We start from the raw sequence: 17,076 nt of genomic DNA on the forward strand, positions 1-17,076 counted from the left end.
AATTCCTCACCATAAGCGAGTTTTGCAGAAAGTCTATTGTTTGAAGAGATACCTTCTTCGTTTTTTTTATTAAATTTGAGCTAGTAATTTAATTCTTAATTAAAAAAGATTAGAGTATTGTTAAAAAAAAATATTTATTCTATTCTATATCTATTGGCTTGCCCCCTTTGTGTTTTGGCTGATGCGGTGACCTATAAAGCCGATCGATTGGAAGGGGAGCTCGTCAACGATAAGCCTTGCAAAAAGTTAGAGGGCAATGTGGTCTTTACCTTTGATGCCAACGGTATTGTGTTGACTGCAGATAAGGCCTATAAGTATGATGAAGAGGATCGGATAGAAGCGCAGGGCAATGTTCAGATTGTGGATCAAGAAGGCAACGTCATTAAGAGTGCGGCGCTGATCTATTATCCAACGAAAAAACAGGCTGTTTTTGAAAATAATGTAAGTTATACCTCTAAAAAAGCCACCTTTTATACCCCTAAGCTCACCTACAATGTAGAAAAAAAACAGGGTGAATTTTTGCAAGGGGGCAAGTTGGTACAGGATCAAATGGTTTTAACTAGTAGTAAGGGCTTCTATGATGGTGCTAACCATCAAGTTACTTTTTTAGACCAGGTGGTATTGGTGGATCCCAATTATAGGCTCCATTGTGACCAGTTGAATTACCATACTGAATCAGAAACCGCTTATTTTCAAGGAGCTACTAAAATTATCCATGAGGATGGTGTACTGACCACACTCAAGGGGGGGCACTATCTCTTGCCTAGAAAACAGCTTGCCTTTGACCAAGGGACGCTGATTACCCAAGATATCATCCTTACTGCCGACCGTTTAACCATTTTGGATGGGAAAGATTGTGCGGCTACTGGCCATGTCTTGCTGCGTGCGCAAAAGCATGATGCGACAATAGTAGGTGAAAAGGCGCGTTATCTTGCAAAAGAGAAAAAAGGGGAAATAACTGGCCATCCATTATTAACCAAGGTGGTTAATGATCAAACCATCTATTTACGTGCCGATACCTTTGTTGTTTTAGAAAAAAGCATACCTGATCAGCCACCAGAGCAAGAAATTCATGCCTTACATCGTGTAAGGCTCTACCAAGAAGAGGTACAAGGTGTGGCAGATGGCGCTGTTTATAATAGCCGTAAAAATACCATTCATTTACATAATAAGCCGATTATTTGGTGCAGCAATTACCAAATCACAGGAGAAGAAGTCTATTTGGTTATAGAGGAAGGCAAAGAGGTAAAGCTCTTTGTCGATAAAAATTTATTTATGGTATCCGCAGATTCTATGGGCCATTACAATCAAGTCAAAGGGCATAAGATGGTTGCCTCTTTTAAAGAGGGCGCTATTGAGAAGATGTCGATAATCGGTAATAGTGAGAGCCTCTACTTTGCATTGGGGGGTAAAGATGAGTTGATGGGTATGAACCATATCAAGTGTGATCGTATGGAGATAACTATGTCAGCTAATACATTGGTGCAAATGATATGCAAACCCAAACCTAGTGGCCTCTTTTATCCAGCAGAAAAACTTGAAGGTGCGCAAATGAAACTGGATGGTTTTGTCTGGCATGGTGAAAAATGGCCTACCAAAGAGAATATTTTAGAAAAGGCACCTAAAAAGGCAATAAATAAAAGTGGGTAGTAAGCCAACCCAGTTGGTTCGGCCTATAGTATTTTTTGCTATAAAGTAATCACTATTTAGCTAAAGTTTAGTAAACTTGTATAGCTGCCCAGTAGTTTTATTGCTGAACAGTAATGGAGCTGTATGTTACGTCATTTGTATAGTGTAGCACCAACTGTTGTTTTATTCCATTGTCTATGAAAGATTATATCATCAATCTATCCGTTATATATAGGTTCAGGTGGCTATTTCTATTGCCTTGCACTTTAGTAGGCCCTACCTTCTGCGTGTTGGCGGCTGCTCCGGTTCCTATACAGCAAGATTTTCTTGTAGGACAAAAGGGTAAAATTATTCGGTTCTATGAGCGCAAACGTTATGCCAAAGCCAATGAGCAAATAGAGCTCCTTTTGCCTTTGTTAAAGAATAGGCTAGATCGTGCAAAATTTGAATGCTATCAGGCGTATTGTAATTTTTATGAAAAAAAATATTTGGTTAGTGCGCATCAATTTCATTGGCTTGTAAAGCAATATCCTACTTTCCAGCAGGCAGAGGAAGTACTTTTTATGTATGGATATAGTTTGGCCTGTGAAGAGGTGCCTATAGCGTTAGACCAAACCTTTACTTATAAGGCGATTGATGCCTTAGAACACTATTTAGCGGTTTATCCAGCGGGTGCTTATTGCCATAAGGCTGCTGAGGCTTTACAAAGTTTACGGAACCGTCTTATGCATAAACATTTTCGGGCTGCTGCACTATATGTTCGTTTGGGCTACTATCATGCAGCCATTGTAGCCCTTAAAAATTTTCATGAAACCTATCCAGATACTGCTTTAAAAGAACAGGTACTGCGACTTTTGATAAAGTGTTATGAAAAGTTGGGTATGGAAGCCGCTAATGAAGACAAAAAGAAAGAAATCCTATTCTCTAAGTCTTTCTTTGTGCAACAATTGGCGCAGCATTTGAGTGATCCATCCTCTCATGCAGCAGCTGGCAATACAACATTTTAACTTGATACAAGCTTGTTTTGATTATATATATACGATTATGATTCTGAATAAAAAAGTATATTTGGTGCCTAGAAACATACATGAATTGATTGCACCTACTGGCAATATTTATGAGAGTACGGTTATCATTACGAAACGTGCCAAGCAAATTGCTATGCATATGAAAGATGAGCTGGATCGTAAGCTGGAGGAATTTATGTCTATTACGGAAGAAAAGGATAGCATAGATGTTCAGCGGCAATATGAGATTACCCAGCATTATGAAAAGCTTCCTAAGCCTGTATTAGAAGCTACTACAGAGTTTTTAGAAGGTGCTATTGCCTTTCGCTATATTCATGAAGAGGCCTAAACAAGGCGCTTTTAGACTCACTTTGTAAGTAAGAAAAAAGGTGTCTATTCACAGCATTGGTTCATAAGGCAATTTTATTTTTACTTTTTTCTTGATAAAAAAGTGGACAAAAAATCAAGTCCTGGGCAAAAATTCGCTGCATCTGTCAGACGCCGTTTTCTAGGCCGTGACTTTTTTGAGGGGCGTTTTTCTTTTAAGACAAAAACCCAGTGACTTGAACAGATACAAAAAAAATGCAATACAACTACCTTACTTAGGCGTAATGGTCTGAATGGGATAGATGTTGAGGTTTATGAACCCATTATATACCATAAAGCGTTTAGCGGTTGTGCAGTTCTTTGTGGCGGTTTGCTATTGGTTGCCTGGGTGTGGTATGCAACAGCCTAGTAACCAATCTTTTGATGTGACCGATCTGCTCACTACTTTTCCTGCATGTTTTTCTATGCAAGCTTCGATCGATTACATGGGTTTTGGTCCTACTTTTCGTTGCCGTGTGGTCTGTTGTGTAAGCTATAATCAGCGCATTGATTTTATTGTAAAAGGTCCTTTTGGTATAGAAATCATACATGGCTGCATCGATAAAAAGGGTGTGACGGTAGTAGATCGGCTGCGTCATCTGGTCCACCAATGGGATTATCAGCGCATAGCGCAACATTATCATTTCATTTGCAGTTATCCATTGATGCAATCATTACTGTTAGGTACAGGCCCTATTGGTCAGGGTGCGTTTTCTACCGATTTGGTTTACAGCTATGATGACCGGACGCGTAAGGTGATATCGGTACAATTACGTGATACAAAACAGGGCAACGCTTTTACGTTTTTATACCGATATAAGATGGTAGCAGATCGTACTTGTTTATCTGGAATTAAACTACGTTTCTTGTTCAAAGAGCAAACACAGTGCTATAAAGGTAGGGCAACCCTATATAAATTACATTTTAAACAGTTAAAGAGGCCAACCATTAGGCTGAGGATACCTACCTATTATCGCGTAGCATACCCACACCTATAAACAGGAAGGGTTGCTTTTTGATCCATGCAGCCTGCTACTTCGTTTTTTGTTCTAATTGCGTTGCAATCAGCTCTAATTCTTTTAATATTTGTTGGGCAGCGCTTACAACATCCGTAATGACTTCTTTACCTGTAGTTTTTGCTTCATTTGTAAACGCATGCTTATTCCCCATGAGCTTTAGCATAAAAGCTTGTAACTTTTTTTTACATGACTTTAAATTGTAAAGCATTCCATCCCTAGCTACTGACCCTTTGGTAGGTGCAGCAAAAATGCCCACAAAAGCACCTAGGCAAAACCCTAAACAAAGGATCAATATATTTTCAGTTCTTTTTATCATTATTGGATCAGTTAAATGGTTAGGTTATTGGTGTCTGTTCACATTACTGGTTAATGATGAACTTTATCCCACTTTTTTTTTTGATAAAAAAGTGGACAAAAAACCACTGCGCTGAACACATACGGTTATTGATTGTTCAACTATGGATATCCCTTCAGTCCTATGGTTACGCTACCCCAAAACAAGAAAAAAATGCATCTTGTAAAAAATTACGATCAGCAGTTATGCTCTTTATTATTGATTTTCTACCCCTTTTAGGATTCCTTCTAGTACACCATTTATAAAGCAACCACTTTTAGTAGTGCCATACCATTTTGCTATTTCAATGTACTCATTTATAGATACTTTAAATGGTATATCCTTACATTCAAGCAATTCTGCCAAGGCCAATTTGAGTATCAACTTATCGGTTAAGAGGATACGGTCATTATCCCATTTTTGAGTCGCTTCACCAATCATAGCTTCATAGCGCGTGTTGTTTTCCATGACTATCGTCAGTAAGCGGTTATAAAATTCGGCTTCTAGTGCCCATTTTGGATGATGCCAAAAGCGGGTAAATGCAGTCAAATCTTTTGTAGCGTGCATGATCACAACATGGATGAGCATTTTTTTTACTATGCGTTTGTGCTCGTCCCAATAGAGATCTGCCATAGCGAAAACATCATTCATGGGACCCTCTTGGAATATAATAGCTTGCAGGATGTATTCCAAAAGCTTTACACTATTATATGGCGTTGATCTATAAGCTTTAGGGATTATTGCAGGTTGGATGAATTGTCTATACCAATTTTCTATTTGGTAGGGATCTTTAGACCAGTTGACACTATTTTTAGCAATAGTATCCATCCAGTTGCTGTTGTTACACAACGCTTCTAATAAAGGATCTTGTGCCAGCTGATGGGTAAGTAAATGTACTGCTGGTTCTAATGGGTTTTGTGCTCCTTTTATCTCTTTTGACCATTTGTACCATGCTACCAATAACTGCAAAATATACAAAAGACTCCTGTAGAGCGTCTCCTTAGATTGGTTAAAGTCATTCTGTACCCGTGTTTGGTCTTTGCCTAATGCTGCTACATAGTAGCCAAGCCGCCTGCGTACAGATTGTTCAATTTGCTTATGCGCTGGGTAAGAAAAATCTTGCATCGGTAGCGTTGTGGCCACTGCTTCTGAGAAAAGCGCCACGGCTACGCTTTGTGCTTTGGCTTGTTTGTCCTTTTGGTCGGGTGCATCTAAAAAGCTATCAAATGTAAAATCTTTTTTTATTTGTTCTATCGCCTCTTGTTGATGTACTTTTTGTGCAATGGTGTATGCATAAAGATTTTGTAGCGCTTTTACGCGAACAAAACGCCGAGGAATAAGGAACTTTTCCATTATCGTGCAGCTTTTTATCGGCCAACTTGGGCATTTTTTATGCTTTGAATGCGTGCTATAGCCATTTCTTGCGCTATTTCCTGTGTCGGGCGAGCACTATTTGCAGCTTTCGCTAATACATCCAGGCAGATGGTATAAAGCTGCTCTGTGCGTTGTTTGACCGAATGATGTGCACTGGGTTCTAATTCAGTAACGGCATTGATTAATCCACCTGCATTGGCTAAAAAATCTGGGATATATATAATGCCCCTTTGCAGCAATAGGTTGCCATCTCGGTCTTGGTCTGCTAGTTGATTATTAGCCGCACCGACCACAGCGGCACAACTCAGGGTAGGAATAGTGGTATTGTTTAAGGTAGCACCTAAAGCACATGGTGCATATATGTCTAACGGCCAGCTGTGCAAATGCTCAGTTGCTACTACTTCTACCTTACAGCTATTTGTTAGGGCTTGCAGACGCTTGGTGCAAATATCGGCTACGTAAACAATGGCTTGCTCTTGGCAAAGCAATTGCGCCAAGCTATAACCCACTTTACCTATACCGGCTATACCTATTTTTTTACCCGCTAAGCTATCTGTTCCAAATGCTTGTTTAGCACTCGCTTTCATAGCAATATAGACCCCATAAGCGGTATGCTCTGACGGATCACCATTTCCTCCTAATGCTACAGGCAACCCTATGACATGCCGGGTTGACTTGGCAATGTCTACCATATGTTCTATGGTGGTATTGTAGTCTGGTGCAGTAATGTAATAGCCACCTAACCGCTCTATAAAAGTTCCATATTTGCGCAGCAAAGCTTCTGTAAGTGTGGTGCCTTTTTTCTTCATAACCACAGCTTTTCCACCTCCAAAGTCTAGCCCAGCTATAGCGGCTTTGTAGGTCATGCCCCGGGAAAGACGTAGTACGTCTTTAAGTGCCTCGCGTTCATCTTGGTATTCAAAAAAACGCAATCCACCAACAGCAGGTCCTAATGTTGTATCATGGATGCCCACAATCGCTTGCAAACCCGTTGTTTCATCTTGAAAATAAACCACTTGCTCATGCCCTTTTTGGGAAAAATGGGTGGTGTCATTTGGATAGTTGCTAAAAATATAGCTAGAAAAGGTTTGCTCTGTTATTTTCATAAGGCCTAGTAAAGGTTATGTAGCTTACATTAAGGGTGATGTCCCTAATACAGCCAACCATATATGAAGATGATACTCAAATAATTAGCTAAGAGGGTAGATCGACAGTGGAGTAGGGGGGATTCGAACCCCCGGTACCCTTTTAAGGGTACACCCACTTTCCAGGCGGGCACCTTAAGCCACTCGGCCACCACTCCAACTAGCTTGTTGAATTTACAACTTTTTTTCTAATTCGGAAAAAATACAACAATGGTATATAATTGTTTGATGGTTGCGTTTTATAGTAAAGGATCTCATGCATAGTCTCATTTTTAGCATGGGCTAACAATATTGCATAAGCTAATTATATAGATTATCTGTTTTTTTTATTAAAACCCTATTATAATTCTATTAATTTTTGTACAATGAAAAAATTATAATATTTCCATTTAAATAATAAAAAGTGATATTGCTTATTGCATTGCTTGTATCTTGCACGTTTTCGTGCAATCGGTTGACTAGATATGGTCTACATCCCACCAAGCAAGCCCTACAAAAAAACCTAAAGGATCTTGCGCAATTAGTGAGTAAACTACCTATAAAACATAATCCATTATGTGCGTTAGATCAAGATGGTCGTAGCATAGTGCACCATTGCGCTTTGCATAATCAACCAGAGCGGGTTCAATTATGTCTTTCGCTGCAGTTTCTACATGGACCTGGTATTAATGTGAATCAGCAAGACAAGCATGGCAATACGTCGCTTCATTTAGCGGCAACCTTGGGCCATGCATCTGTAGCGACGGTATTGCTCCAAGACCCGCGCATTGATGTGCATGCAATGGATCATAATGGTAGAACGGCGCTTCATTTGGCAGTAGCCTATGGTCATGTAGACATAGTCAAACTATTATTGAAAGATGCAAGAATTGCGATCAATAGAATAGATGATTTTGGCAATTCTATTATTCACTTGGCAGCAGCCTATGGCCGAGTAGCTGTAGTCGATGTATTACTGAAAGATCCACGCATTGATGTGAATGCCCAAAACTATTATGGGTACGTTGCCCTTCACTTGGCAGCAGCCTATGGCCGAGTAGCTGTAGTCAAAGTGTTACTGAAAGATGCACGCATTGATGTGAATGCCCAAAACTATTATGGGTACGTTGCCCTTCATTTGGCAGCGGCTTATGGTCATGCATCTGTAATCGACGTATTACTGAAAGATCGACGTATTAATCCAGATGCAATCGATCAGTATGGCAGAGATTCCTTTTGTTGCGCTTTACAAAGGGGAAAGGTACCTGTATACGAAAGGTTACGGAATATGAAAAGTGCTTGAGATCTAAAAGTATGTATGGTTGTATGCGCCATTCAATACTATGTCCATAGTAGGCAAATACCCCTGTAAGATGTCACTTTCAGCGACTTTTTTCCAAGGGATTGATTATCAAGAAAAAAGTAAAAATAAAATTGCCTTACTCACCCATGGCGTGCATAGACACAAAACGGCTTCCTTAATATATCATTCTTAAGCCCCCGCCATTGCATGAACAGACAGCTATGTTTTACGCTTGTCTTACAATACAACATACCTATTTAAGGTATCAGAGCTGATCTAATGGGTCAGGTGGTCTACCAGTAACATAAGTGCTTTATAGCGATGCGAAATCTTATTTTTTTGCGTTTCTTCCATCATGGCATAGCTTATGTCGTATCCTTCTGGTTGAAAAATAGACTGCCAATTGGTTTGGTTCGGCATAGAACTGCTGGGGCGCATAATTTTGCCATGCATGGTACCCGTAAATAGCTTTACAGGTTGACTGGGACCTTCTGTATAGGCAAAAGTAGAAGTCGCTATTGCAGTTTTATCCTCAAAATCTGATAAAATTCGTATTAGTCCATTGAGTCCTATTTGGTGTATAAAGGTTTTAATGTAAGGGCCAGGGAGGCCATTTAAACTATTAAAGCTGAATGCAGTGTCTTCTACTAATACGGTATCTCCTATAATAGCAGCGGCAGTTATACATTTGTTAATGGCAATCTGATCCAAAGAGGCTTGTAGTTCCGGTAACTCTAAGGCATGATGCACCAACTTAAAAGGAGCAGTATTCCCTAAAATGGCATGAACTTGTTGTAATTTTAATAGATTACTGGTGACAAAGTTGATGGTTTGCATAGGCGATCTCGAAATAGTCATGCACTATTTTATAGTTTTTTACACATAAAAACAACCATTGTATCTGATCAAATGGTCTATTTTAGAGTATTTTATCTATATCTAATTCTATAGCAATTTGCTTGTTGTTTGCTGCATCTGTTGATGCATGGCTAGTGGTATACGCAGATGGTGGCTTGCTTTGAATAATATTTTTTACCTTTTCAGATAAGATGTTGTTGGCAATCAAAGGACCTTTTTTATACACTAGTTGGGGATCATTGTACAACTTGATCATGAATTTTTCCCATATAGGACGCGCTGTCACACTTCCTGCTCCTAGGCTAAAATCCCTAAAATGAATGCAACGGTCTTCTCCGCCTACCCAAACACCGGTACAGAGGTTTTGGGTTAGCCCGATAAACCAACCATCTGAATGATTGGAAGTAGTACCTGATTTGCCCGCTATCTCGTTCTGTTCTCTTAGTGCTATAGATACCCCATTGAGTGCGCCTTCATCTAATGAACCTTTTAACATATAGGTCATGAGATCAGCCGTATCTTCGTGAATCGCTTCGTGGCGTTGTGGTATAAAGGTTTGTAATACATTGCCGTGTTTATCTTCAATATGGGTAATAAAAAAAGGTTCTGTCCAAACGCCTTTGTTCAAAAAAGTACTGTATGCACCTACCATTTCATAAACGGAAGCATCACTACAACCTAGGCAAATGGCAGGAACTGGATCTAAAGGACCTTTTAGCCCCATGCGCTTGGCATAATCTACAACCAATTGAGGAGTAAGCTGTTTAATCAGATAAGAGGTGATCGAATTGTAAGATTTGGCCATAGCATAACGTAAAGTATATTGCTTCCCAGAGTAGCTTTTCCAGGCATTTTGTGGCGTCCAAGTGGTTCCGTTGGGTTGTACAAAAGTAACAGGCTCGTCTGTTACCAAATCTGTGGGTAGGTAATCATTGTCTAAGGCTACGGTATAGACGATAGGCTTAAACGTTGAACCTGTTTGGCGTTTGCTCTGCTTGACATGATCATATTGAAAGTATTTGTAATCAATGCCACCTACCCAGGCTTTAATATGGCCTGTATAGGGATCCATAGCCATACACCCAGCTTGTAATATCCTGCGATGATGTTTAAAGGCTTCTAAAGGGGTTATCGTTTTTTGAATAGGACCTTCCCAAGAAAATAATGTGGTGGGTATAGGTGTATTTAATACTTTATGAATAGATTCAGTGTCTGTTCCATATTCTTTACGTAGTTTTTGGTAGAGTGGTGTTTTTTTTATTTCTTTTTCAATATAATCTACTATTTCTTTCCCATTTTCATGAATCCATGGGTTTTGTTCTTTCCAATGGTCCTCAAATTGATTTTGCAGCAGTGCCATTTGCTCTTTTAAAGCAGCTTCTGCATGCATTTGCACCCGACTATCGATGGTGGTGTAGATGCGTAGTCCATCTGAAAAAAGATCATACCCATTTTCTTGCGTCCACTTTAAGAGAAAGTCACGCACTACGGCTCTAAAGTAAGGCGCTATACCTTTTTCATAATTTTCTTCTTGATACTGTAATTCAGTAGGTATCTCACAAATCAGGTCATATTCAGATTTTTTGAGAAAACCATACTTAGCCATTTGGGCTAAGACTACATTTCTAATATGGTTGGCTCTTTCAGGATTTTTTATGGGGCTATAGCGAGTAGGTGCACGTAGTAGACCGACCAACAACGCAGCTTCTTCTATACGTAATTCGGCTGGTGTTTTGTTAAAAAAGGTACGTGCGGCTACTTTAATACCATATGTATTGCTTCCAAAGGTAACGGTGTTCAAATACATGGCTATAATTTCTTGCTTGGTATATGCACGCTCTAATTGAACGGCTAAAATCCACTCTTTTGTTTTAAGGATCAGTTTATTCAGCAATGGAATATCTGTACATTTACCTTTATAGTTTACCTCTTTTCTAATGTTAAAAAGGTTTTTGGCCAACTGTTGGGTAAGGGTACTGCCTCCTCCTTTATTTTGTTGTAATAAAATAGAAAGGAAAAAAGCACGTGATAAACCTCGTAAATCTATACCTGCATGTTGTTCAAAACGGTAATCCTCCGAAGCGATCAGTGCATGAACCATATTGGAAGCAATCTCTTCATAGGTTACCGGACTGCGGTTGTTTCTAAAGTACTTGCCTAGTAAGCTGCCATCAGCTGCGTAGAGCTCAGAAGCTAATTCGCTTTGTGGGTTTTCTAACAAGTCTGTAGACGGCATGCTGCCATATAAATTGTAAAAGTTGACTTGAACAGAAAAAAGGTAGATAGGAATGCCTATGGTTATGGCTGCAAAAAATTTCCAGAGTATACGTATTATTTTTTCCATATGTTGTCCGTTTGGTTCTGCTGCAGGAAGTAGTAAAAATATCTATAAATTTAACCTTTTTAAGGCTAAAAAATCTAAAATAACCGATTCGATGTATGTGGGATCTATGATCATCCAATTTCGTCAATTTAAGAAGTATATTTTGTTGACTGTCCAACTTATACCTTATTTAGCGAAAAAGCAGTGCGCTGAATTGATTTCAGTATAGATTATTTTATTATATTCCCAGCTCATTTGTATTATACCTTATGCGCTTCATGTACAAAGCAAGATTCAAGATCGTTGTATTTATTTTTATTTTCTGTGAAAATACATTTTTGTGGGCTTCTGGTATGGGAAACTATCGATTAAGTCTACTGGGCACACTCGAAAAAAAGGTTTCGGAACATTGGATGCCTATGAAAGCTGAGGGCTTGCGTTTGCGCTGGCTATATCCTTTTAAAGAAATGGAAAAAAGACCACTGACCGGTGTCGCTAGCACGTTGGCTAGGCCTGAGCAGGTGGCTGTAACAACAGGTGAGGAACTATTTCTATCGCAAGATGGTGGTCAGACTTTTAGATTGGTAACGGATAGGCATGCGACTGCTCCTTTATCCTATTTTACTTCAGTAGCTATTTCAGAAGAAAATCCCGACGAATGGATCATTGGTACTTCTTATAGTGGTTTGTATATAACACGCGATGCAGGAAAAAGCTGGCGTGCTATGCCTATAGCGTTAAAAGCCTTATCCTTTGGTGGCCATTATCATGAAACGATTAATGATATCGCCTACGCGCTTTCAGATCCTGAAAAAGTTTATTTTGCTTATGGACCTTATGGAAAAATAGCCTTGCTGAATATTAAGACTGGATGTGTTGAGCCTATACCCCCTCTGCCAGAACGACAGGGCATTGTTGCTTTATCTACTACTAAGGTCAATGCATCTGTCCGGTTGATGGCTCAAACGCAATCAGCTGTTTGGCACTTTCTGAATAAGAAGTGGTTAAAAAAGTCTACCTTGCCCATCAATTGTACACCTTATTTTTGCAAGACTAGACGAAAAAAGGTGGAAGACAAAAGAGGCATTTATCTAACAGCTTGGACAGCTAGTAATCTACAGGATTTACGCAAGCATTTTATGTTTATCAAGGCGCATGGTATGAATGCCGTTGTGATTGATTTTAAAGATGACTTTGGCTATATCACCTATAATTCTCAAGTTAAAATGGCGCACGAAGCCAAGGCGGTCCGCCCTATGCTAGATATCAAGGCGATTCGTACTTTAGCAGATGAACTAGATATTCATCTGATTGCGCGTTTTGTACTTTTTAAGGATGAAAAACTATATCGGTACGACAGCCATCGCTACGCATTATGGGATAAAAAAAGAAATGCGCCATGGGCGCACTTTATAAAAAATCGTGCAGGTCAACTGGTTCAGAGAGAATATTGGGTGAATCTCTTTTCACCTGAAGTTTGGGAATACAACCTCCAAATCGCCCAAGAATTGCAAGGTCTAGGTATTGATGAAATTCAGTTTGACTACATTCGGTTACCTTCCGAGGGGCCACTCTATACCATTGCCTGTAGTCACAATATGTACGAAATGAAAGCCATAGATGCCCTAGAGTCTTACTTAAGAAGGGCACGTGAAGTGTTGACCGTACCTATTTCTGTCAATGTTTTTGGCTACAACGGCTGGTTTTTAACGGATTCGCTCGGGCAAAATATCCAACGATTGGCACTTTATGTGGATGCGATTTCTCCCATGACCTATCCTTCTCACTACCACACTACATTTTTGGGGGCTATGTCATACCTAAAAAAGGCACATGTACTCTATAAAGTAGGATCTGATCGTGCTGTTTTCTATACAAAAGCACAAACTTTTATTCGTCAGTATGTGCAAGCTTTCCTTTTGGGATCAGAAAGGAGTTTTTCAGAAGAGACCTATTGTAATTATATCAAAGCGCAAATAGAAGGTGTGTATAGTTCAAACGGTTCAGGCTTTTTGCTCTGGAATGCTTCTAATAACTATTATATGGTAAAGCAGGATTTGGTGTGTCCGTAATGATCAAATCTGTATAAATATAAATGAAGGAAAAGAGGGTTTGGTATTTTGGTGTATGCCTTGCTGATATGGATGGTTAGTGGGGCTTCGCTTATAACCGTGCATAAAGGCATGTAGCCTCCGATTTACAATTTTTTTATCTATGCGTTGGTTTTTTATTGTTTTTACCTTGCTACCATTCAGTGGGTGGTCTGTTGAGCTATCACAGCCAATCGTTGTGCCAGAGGTAGTGAGATTTGCAAATATGCGGTTGAAGTTTACACGTGGTGCCCGCAAACAGGTGCAGATAAAAGTAAACCAGCTGACCAGATCTCAAAGATCGTTTAATCAAATATTAGAGCGCACCCATCTTTTTTTCCCATTTATAGAAAAAATATTGGCCGATGAAAATGTTCCAGATGATTTTAAATTCCAAGCTGTACATGAAAGTATGCTCGTAGGGAATGCGGTAAGTCATACCGAAGATGTGGGCTTTTGGCAAATTCAAAAGGCAACCGGTTTGGGTTTAAGATTAACTATAGATCATCTTGTAGATGAAAGAATGCACTTAATTCAGTCCACAAAAGCGGCTGCTCGTTTTTTAAAGATTCACAACCAATATTTTGATAGTTGGTTGGGTGCACTACTGGCTTATAATAGGGGTAGAGCAGGTGCAGTAAAGATTTTTCCTAAAAAACACTATGGCGCCAGAGTAGTACGATTGGATGATAAGACCGACCAATATATCCTCTCTGTTATAGCTACTAAGTTGGCATTTGGAAGGATCGCTGGGAAAAAAAAACATGCAAGACTACGGCTGTTGGTCTATGACCAAGGCCACCATGGACAAAGGTTAGAAGATATTGCTGCGCACTTAAATATAGAAGAAAAATTATTATCTGAACACAATAGATGGCTTAGAACTGCTGTGGTACCCCCTAATACCAAGTGTTCTTTGTTAGTGCCATTGCTGCATACTGATGCACATACCCACTCTGTTCTTAAGCTACCCTTAAAAAACAGCGCACCGAAGCAAGGAATAGCAATATCTAAACCACAGGATACCCAACCAGATTATGCCAAGCATTTACAGGCTGCTAAAACCTTTCCTGAAATTACCCCTTTGAAGGATGGGCGTTCTGTTAGATTGGTTAAAGCCAATGGCAGATTGGCGATTATAGCTGAAAAAGGAGACACCATTCCCTATTTAGCCCAGTTAGGCAAACTGGATATAGATAAATTTTTGCTTATAAATGAGATTGACAAAACGCACCAGCTGATACCAAATATGGTCTATTATTATCGATCAAAAGGTAGTAAAGGCGGTAGACACTATCATGTCGTAGCATCTGGAGAAGATATATGGCGCATTGCACAACGATATGGTATGCAGCGATCTGCTCTTTTGGAAAAAAACCGCATGCAGCAAACAGAACAGTTAGCCAAGGGGCGCATATTATGGTTGCGATTTATTAGACCCCGTAAGTTTCCAGTAGCCTATCATCAGGCTGTCGCCCAACCCAGCTGATGTTTTATTTTGTTACTTTATAGTAGCCACTATAAATTGTATGTGTTCAGCGCAGTGGTTTTTTGCGTTAAAAGAGCAACGCCCCTGAAAAAAGTCGCGGTTTAGAAAGTGGCATTTTACAGATGATTAGGAAAAACAGTTTCCTTTTAAGCCCCCGTAGGGGGCGCTTTCTGTTTTGCCATCTGTAAGATGACACTTTCAGCGACTTTTTACCGAGGGCTTGATTTTTTTGTCCACTTTTTTATCAAGAAAAAAGTGGAATAAAATGCATTATGAACTAGTATCGTGAACAGATACTATAAATTTATCTTTAGCAAAGCGCAGTACTGGAATATGCTGATTAGCATGATGTTTGCCATAGGCTACCCCCTGAAAAATAAGGCTATTGTAATGCATATTTCCCCATTCTTTTTGAAAATAGGTGCCATAACGTCCTAGCATTCTTCCAAAGAATACCATCATTTCATAACCAATGTAACTTTTTTCATTGGGTTCTGTAGCATTTTGTTCAAAAAACTTTTTACGAAATGCATGTAAAGCAGGCCTACTATAGTCGATATAATGAGGAGATAAAAATAGAATAGGGAATTTTTTTAGTTGATGGATATTGAGTATTTCCTTTTTGATCCATTGTTCATGTCCTATAATGTGTGGCTTAATACCCAGTTTTAAACAGAGGCTTATTACGTTTGAAACCAGCAGTTCATCTTGAGATGGTACATAGATATGGGTAAGCTTGTTGAGCGCTAAGCTATCTTGTTCAGTGGCTTCAGGGTTTTCGTCTTCTTGGCTGATTGCTTGTTCAAAAAAACTTTTGATCGTTGCACTAGAAAGTTGTACAAATAGATCTATTGGCCTACCTAATTGCTGTTCAACTTTCTGCTTATAGCATGTTGCTTGCAATACATCTTTCTGCTCCATGCCATAAAAAACGCCTATACAAGGTTCCTCTATGGCTGTATGATGTAGGTCGTTGAGTGTAAGTGTTGCTGCTTTTTGGGCACAAGTTTCCAAATCTGGCTGAAAAAGAAAGGTAAATGGGTTCCCTTGGGTGACAGCAGGGTTATCTGAAATAGGATTCACAAGATTAATTTTATGTTTTTTAGCAAATGCAGTAACTAATTGAGTCGTATCAGGGTAGAGCGGACCTATGATGAGATCCATATAGGGCATGGCTTCTTGTGCAAGTAATGATTGGGTAATCGCTACATTTCTTTTGGTATCAAAGGCAAAAAGGTTGATAACAATACCCTCTTGCGCAAGCCTTTCTATGGCCAGTTGGATGCCCTGATAGAGCGCAATAACAAATTGGTCTGTACATGCTGCATAATTCAATTCTTCTACAAAGAAGGGTAAAAAAACAGCTACATTATAAATAGTTTTTTGCTTAGAGGTCAAGTTTTTCAAAGGGTCGTATATATAATCTGAAAAATTGTATTGCTGTTTTAACCGCTGTAGTGGCGCAAAGTCTTGGGTGAGATAAGCCTTTCGGGCAGCTTTTTTGTGTAAAATAGTTTTGATAAGTGGATCCTTTGGAAATTGTTCAATCAACGCTTGCAAAGTTTCATGATGGTCTATTTGTTTAAGGAAATATTTTTTCATTTGTAGCACTGACTGAGCCATACGCTTGTCTTTAATGCAAGCAAGTGCTGCTAATGCTTGTGCGCCATCTCCTGCTTCAAAGCTGCATTGTGCAGACCAGTAATAGATTTCATCTTGTTTGTTCCAATCTGGGAATTGGGTTTGTAGCTCCAAAAAAGTTTGTCTAGCGGTTGTTTTATCTCCATGGTGGTAGGCTGCTAATGCATAGTAAAAATGAATATAGGGGGCAAGGGCAGTGGGAGCGGCCATCTGCTTCAGCCTATCAAATAATGTTTTGGCCTCAGCATAATCCCCTGTTTTGTAAACTTTTTTGGCCGCTTCATATGCCGAAAATAGAAGCTGCGTATGGCGACTGGATGGACTACCTTTTGCTATTCCTATAGGGTACCATAATAAAAGTAGTAATAGGGAAACGTTTATGGTGCTGCTTGCTTTCTTTATATACAAAGGCATAATGTAGATAGATCTAATTTCGTGTAGATGGGACAGGTTAACCAGCTATTGTGTTATATAACGGTGCAGCAATTTTGAAGCCCCCAAAGGGGGCGCTTTCTGTTT

At 39.4% G+C, this 17,076-nt stretch carries 13 protein-coding genes and 1 tRNA gene; 7 read left to right on the plus strand and 7 right to left on the minus strand.

The genetic code is table 11. The annotated features are described in order from the left end of the window. Window positions 1–117 precede the first annotated feature (117 nt). The 4 genes from CE557_RS00750 (at window position 118) to CE557_RS00765 (ending at window position 4,000) form a co-directional block, all read left to right on the plus strand. Window positions 118–1,650, plus strand: coding sequence for an OstA-like protein (locus CE557_RS00750; protein ID WP_162789903.1), 1,533 nt, complete (start codon window positions 118–120; stop codon window positions 1,648–1,650). Window positions 1,651–1,826: 176 nt separating this feature from the next. Further along, window positions 1,827–2,636 (plus strand): outer membrane protein assembly factor BamD, encoded by an 810-nt coding sequence (locus CE557_RS00755; RefSeq protein ID WP_114909730.1) that lies wholly within the window; start codon window positions 1,827–1,829, stop codon window positions 2,634–2,636. 37 nt (window positions 2,637–2,673) lie between these two features. Beyond that, on the plus strand, window positions 2,674–2,985 hold the full coding sequence (locus CE557_RS00760; protein ID WP_114910459.1) for a DNA-directed RNA polymerase subunit omega: 312 nt from the start codon (window positions 2,674–2,676) through the stop codon (window positions 2,983–2,985). A gap of 292 nt (window positions 2,986–3,277) precedes the next feature. Beyond that, the gene (locus tag CE557_RS00765) at window positions 3,278–4,000 is read left to right on the plus strand and encodes a DUF4292 domain-containing protein (protein ID WP_162789904.1); all 723 of its coding nucleotides are present in this window, start codon (window positions 3,278–3,280) and stop codon (window positions 3,998–4,000) included. A 34-nt stretch (window positions 4,001–4,034) separates the two neighbouring features. Here CE557_RS00765 and CE557_RS00770 read toward each other — a convergent pair whose 3' ends face one another. From CE557_RS00770 to CE557_RS00785, 4 genes are all read right to left on the minus strand, one after another. Beyond that, window positions 4,035–4,337 (minus strand): YtxH domain-containing protein, encoded by a 303-nt coding sequence (locus tag CE557_RS00770; protein WP_114909732.1) that lies wholly within the window; start codon window positions 4,335–4,337, stop codon window positions 4,035–4,037. Between the two features lie 234 nt (window positions 4,338–4,571). Then, window positions 4,572–5,708, minus strand: a complete 1,137-nt coding sequence (gene nusB / locus CE557_RS00775) for a transcription antitermination factor NusB (protein ID WP_114909733.1) — start codon at window positions 5,706–5,708, stop codon at window positions 4,572–4,574. Window positions 5,709–5,722: 14 nt separating this feature from the next. Further along, window positions 5,723–6,835 (minus strand): Leu/Phe/Val dehydrogenase, encoded by a 1,113-nt coding sequence (locus tag CE557_RS00780; RefSeq protein ID WP_114909734.1) that lies wholly within the window; start codon window positions 6,833–6,835, stop codon window positions 5,723–5,725. Between the two features lie 108 nt (window positions 6,836–6,943). After that, a tRNA-Ser gene (locus CE557_RS00785) sits at window positions 6,944–7,032 on the minus strand. Between the two features lie 296 nt (window positions 7,033–7,328). Here CE557_RS00785 and CE557_RS00790 point away from each other — a divergent pair. Further along, the gene (locus tag CE557_RS00790) at window positions 7,329–8,156 is read left to right on the plus strand and encodes an ankyrin repeat domain-containing protein (RefSeq protein WP_162789905.1); all 828 of its coding nucleotides are present in this window, start codon (window positions 7,329–7,331) and stop codon (window positions 8,154–8,156) included. A 276-nt stretch (window positions 8,157–8,432) separates the two neighbouring features. On the opposite strand, the gene CE557_RS00795 is transcribed toward CE557_RS00790, so the two are convergent. Further along, the gene (locus CE557_RS00795) at window positions 8,433–8,993 is read right to left on the minus strand and encodes a non-canonical purine NTP pyrophosphatase (protein WP_162789906.1); all 561 of its coding nucleotides are present in this window, start codon (window positions 8,991–8,993) and stop codon (window positions 8,433–8,435) included. A gap of 82 nt (window positions 8,994–9,075) precedes the next feature. Further along, window positions 9,076–11,358 (minus strand): transglycosylase domain-containing protein, encoded by a 2,283-nt coding sequence (locus tag CE557_RS00800; RefSeq protein WP_114909737.1) that lies wholly within the window; start codon window positions 11,356–11,358, stop codon window positions 9,076–9,078. Window positions 11,359–11,690: 332 nt separating this feature from the next. On the opposite strand from CE557_RS00800, the gene CE557_RS00805 reads away from it, so the two are divergent. Continuing rightward, window positions 11,691–13,409, plus strand: coding sequence for a putative glycoside hydrolase (locus tag CE557_RS00805; protein WP_162789907.1), 1,719 nt, complete (start codon window positions 11,691–11,693; stop codon window positions 13,407–13,409). Window positions 13,410–13,551: 142 nt separating this feature from the next. Beyond that, entirely contained in the window at window positions 13,552–14,916 is a 1,365-nt protein-coding gene (locus CE557_RS00810) for a LysM peptidoglycan-binding domain-containing protein (RefSeq protein WP_114909739.1), read from the plus strand. Window positions 14,917–15,186: 270 nt separating this feature from the next. Here CE557_RS00810 and CE557_RS00815 read toward each other — a convergent pair whose 3' ends face one another. Continuing rightward, window positions 15,187–16,971 carry an ABC transporter substrate-binding protein gene (locus CE557_RS00815; protein ID WP_114909740.1) on the minus strand — a complete coding sequence of 595 codons (1,785 nt, stop codon included), beginning with the start codon at window positions 16,969–16,971 and terminating at the stop codon, window positions 15,187–15,189. Window positions 16,972–17,076: the final 105 nt, after the last annotated feature.

This window comes from Cardinium endosymbiont of Sogatella furcifera (assembly GCF_003351905.1).
In the GTDB taxonomy this organism is placed as follows: Bacteria; Bacteroidota; Bacteroidia; order Cytophagales; family Amoebophilaceae; genus Cardinium.

Excerpts from the sequence above, each read along its gene's own strand:
- CE557_RS00770 (WP_114909732.1), bottom strand. The coding sequence starts at position 4,337 with ATGATAAAAAGAACTGAAAATATATTGATCCTTTGTTTAGGGTTTTGC.
- CE557_RS00795 (WP_162789906.1), bottom strand. The coding sequence starts at position 8,993 with ATGCAAACCATCAACTTTGTCACCAGTAATCTATTAAAATTACAACAA.
- CE557_RS00805 (WP_162789907.1), top strand. The coding sequence starts at position 11,691 with ATGGGAAACTATCGATTAAGTCTACTGGGCACACTCGAAAAAAAGGTT.
- CE557_RS00810 (WP_114909739.1), top strand. The coding sequence starts at position 13,552 with ATGCGTTGGTTTTTTATTGTTTTTACCTTGCTACCATTCAGTGGGTGG.
- CE557_RS00780 (WP_114909734.1), bottom strand. The coding sequence starts at position 6,835 with ATGAAAATAACAGAGCAAACCTTTTCTAGCTATATTTTTAGCAACTAT.
- nusB (WP_114909733.1), bottom strand. The coding sequence starts at position 5,708 with ATGGAAAAGTTCCTTATTCCTCGGCGTTTTGTTCGCGTAAAAGCGCTA.
- CE557_RS00815 (WP_114909740.1), bottom strand. The coding sequence starts at position 16,971 with ATGCCTTTGTATATAAAGAAAGCAAGCAGCACCATAAACGTTTCCCTA.
- CE557_RS00765 (WP_162789904.1), top strand. The coding sequence starts at position 3,278 with ATGAACCCATTATATACCATAAAGCGTTTAGCGGTTGTGCAGTTCTTT.
- CE557_RS00760 (WP_114910459.1), top strand. The coding sequence starts at position 2,674 with ATGATTCTGAATAAAAAAGTATATTTGGTGCCTAGAAACATACATGAA.
- CE557_RS00755 (WP_114909730.1), top strand. The coding sequence starts at position 1,827 with ATGAAAGATTATATCATCAATCTATCCGTTATATATAGGTTCAGGTGG.
- CE557_RS00800 (WP_114909737.1), bottom strand. The coding sequence starts at position 11,358 with ATGGAAAAAATAATACGTATACTCTGGAAATTTTTTGCAGCCATAACC.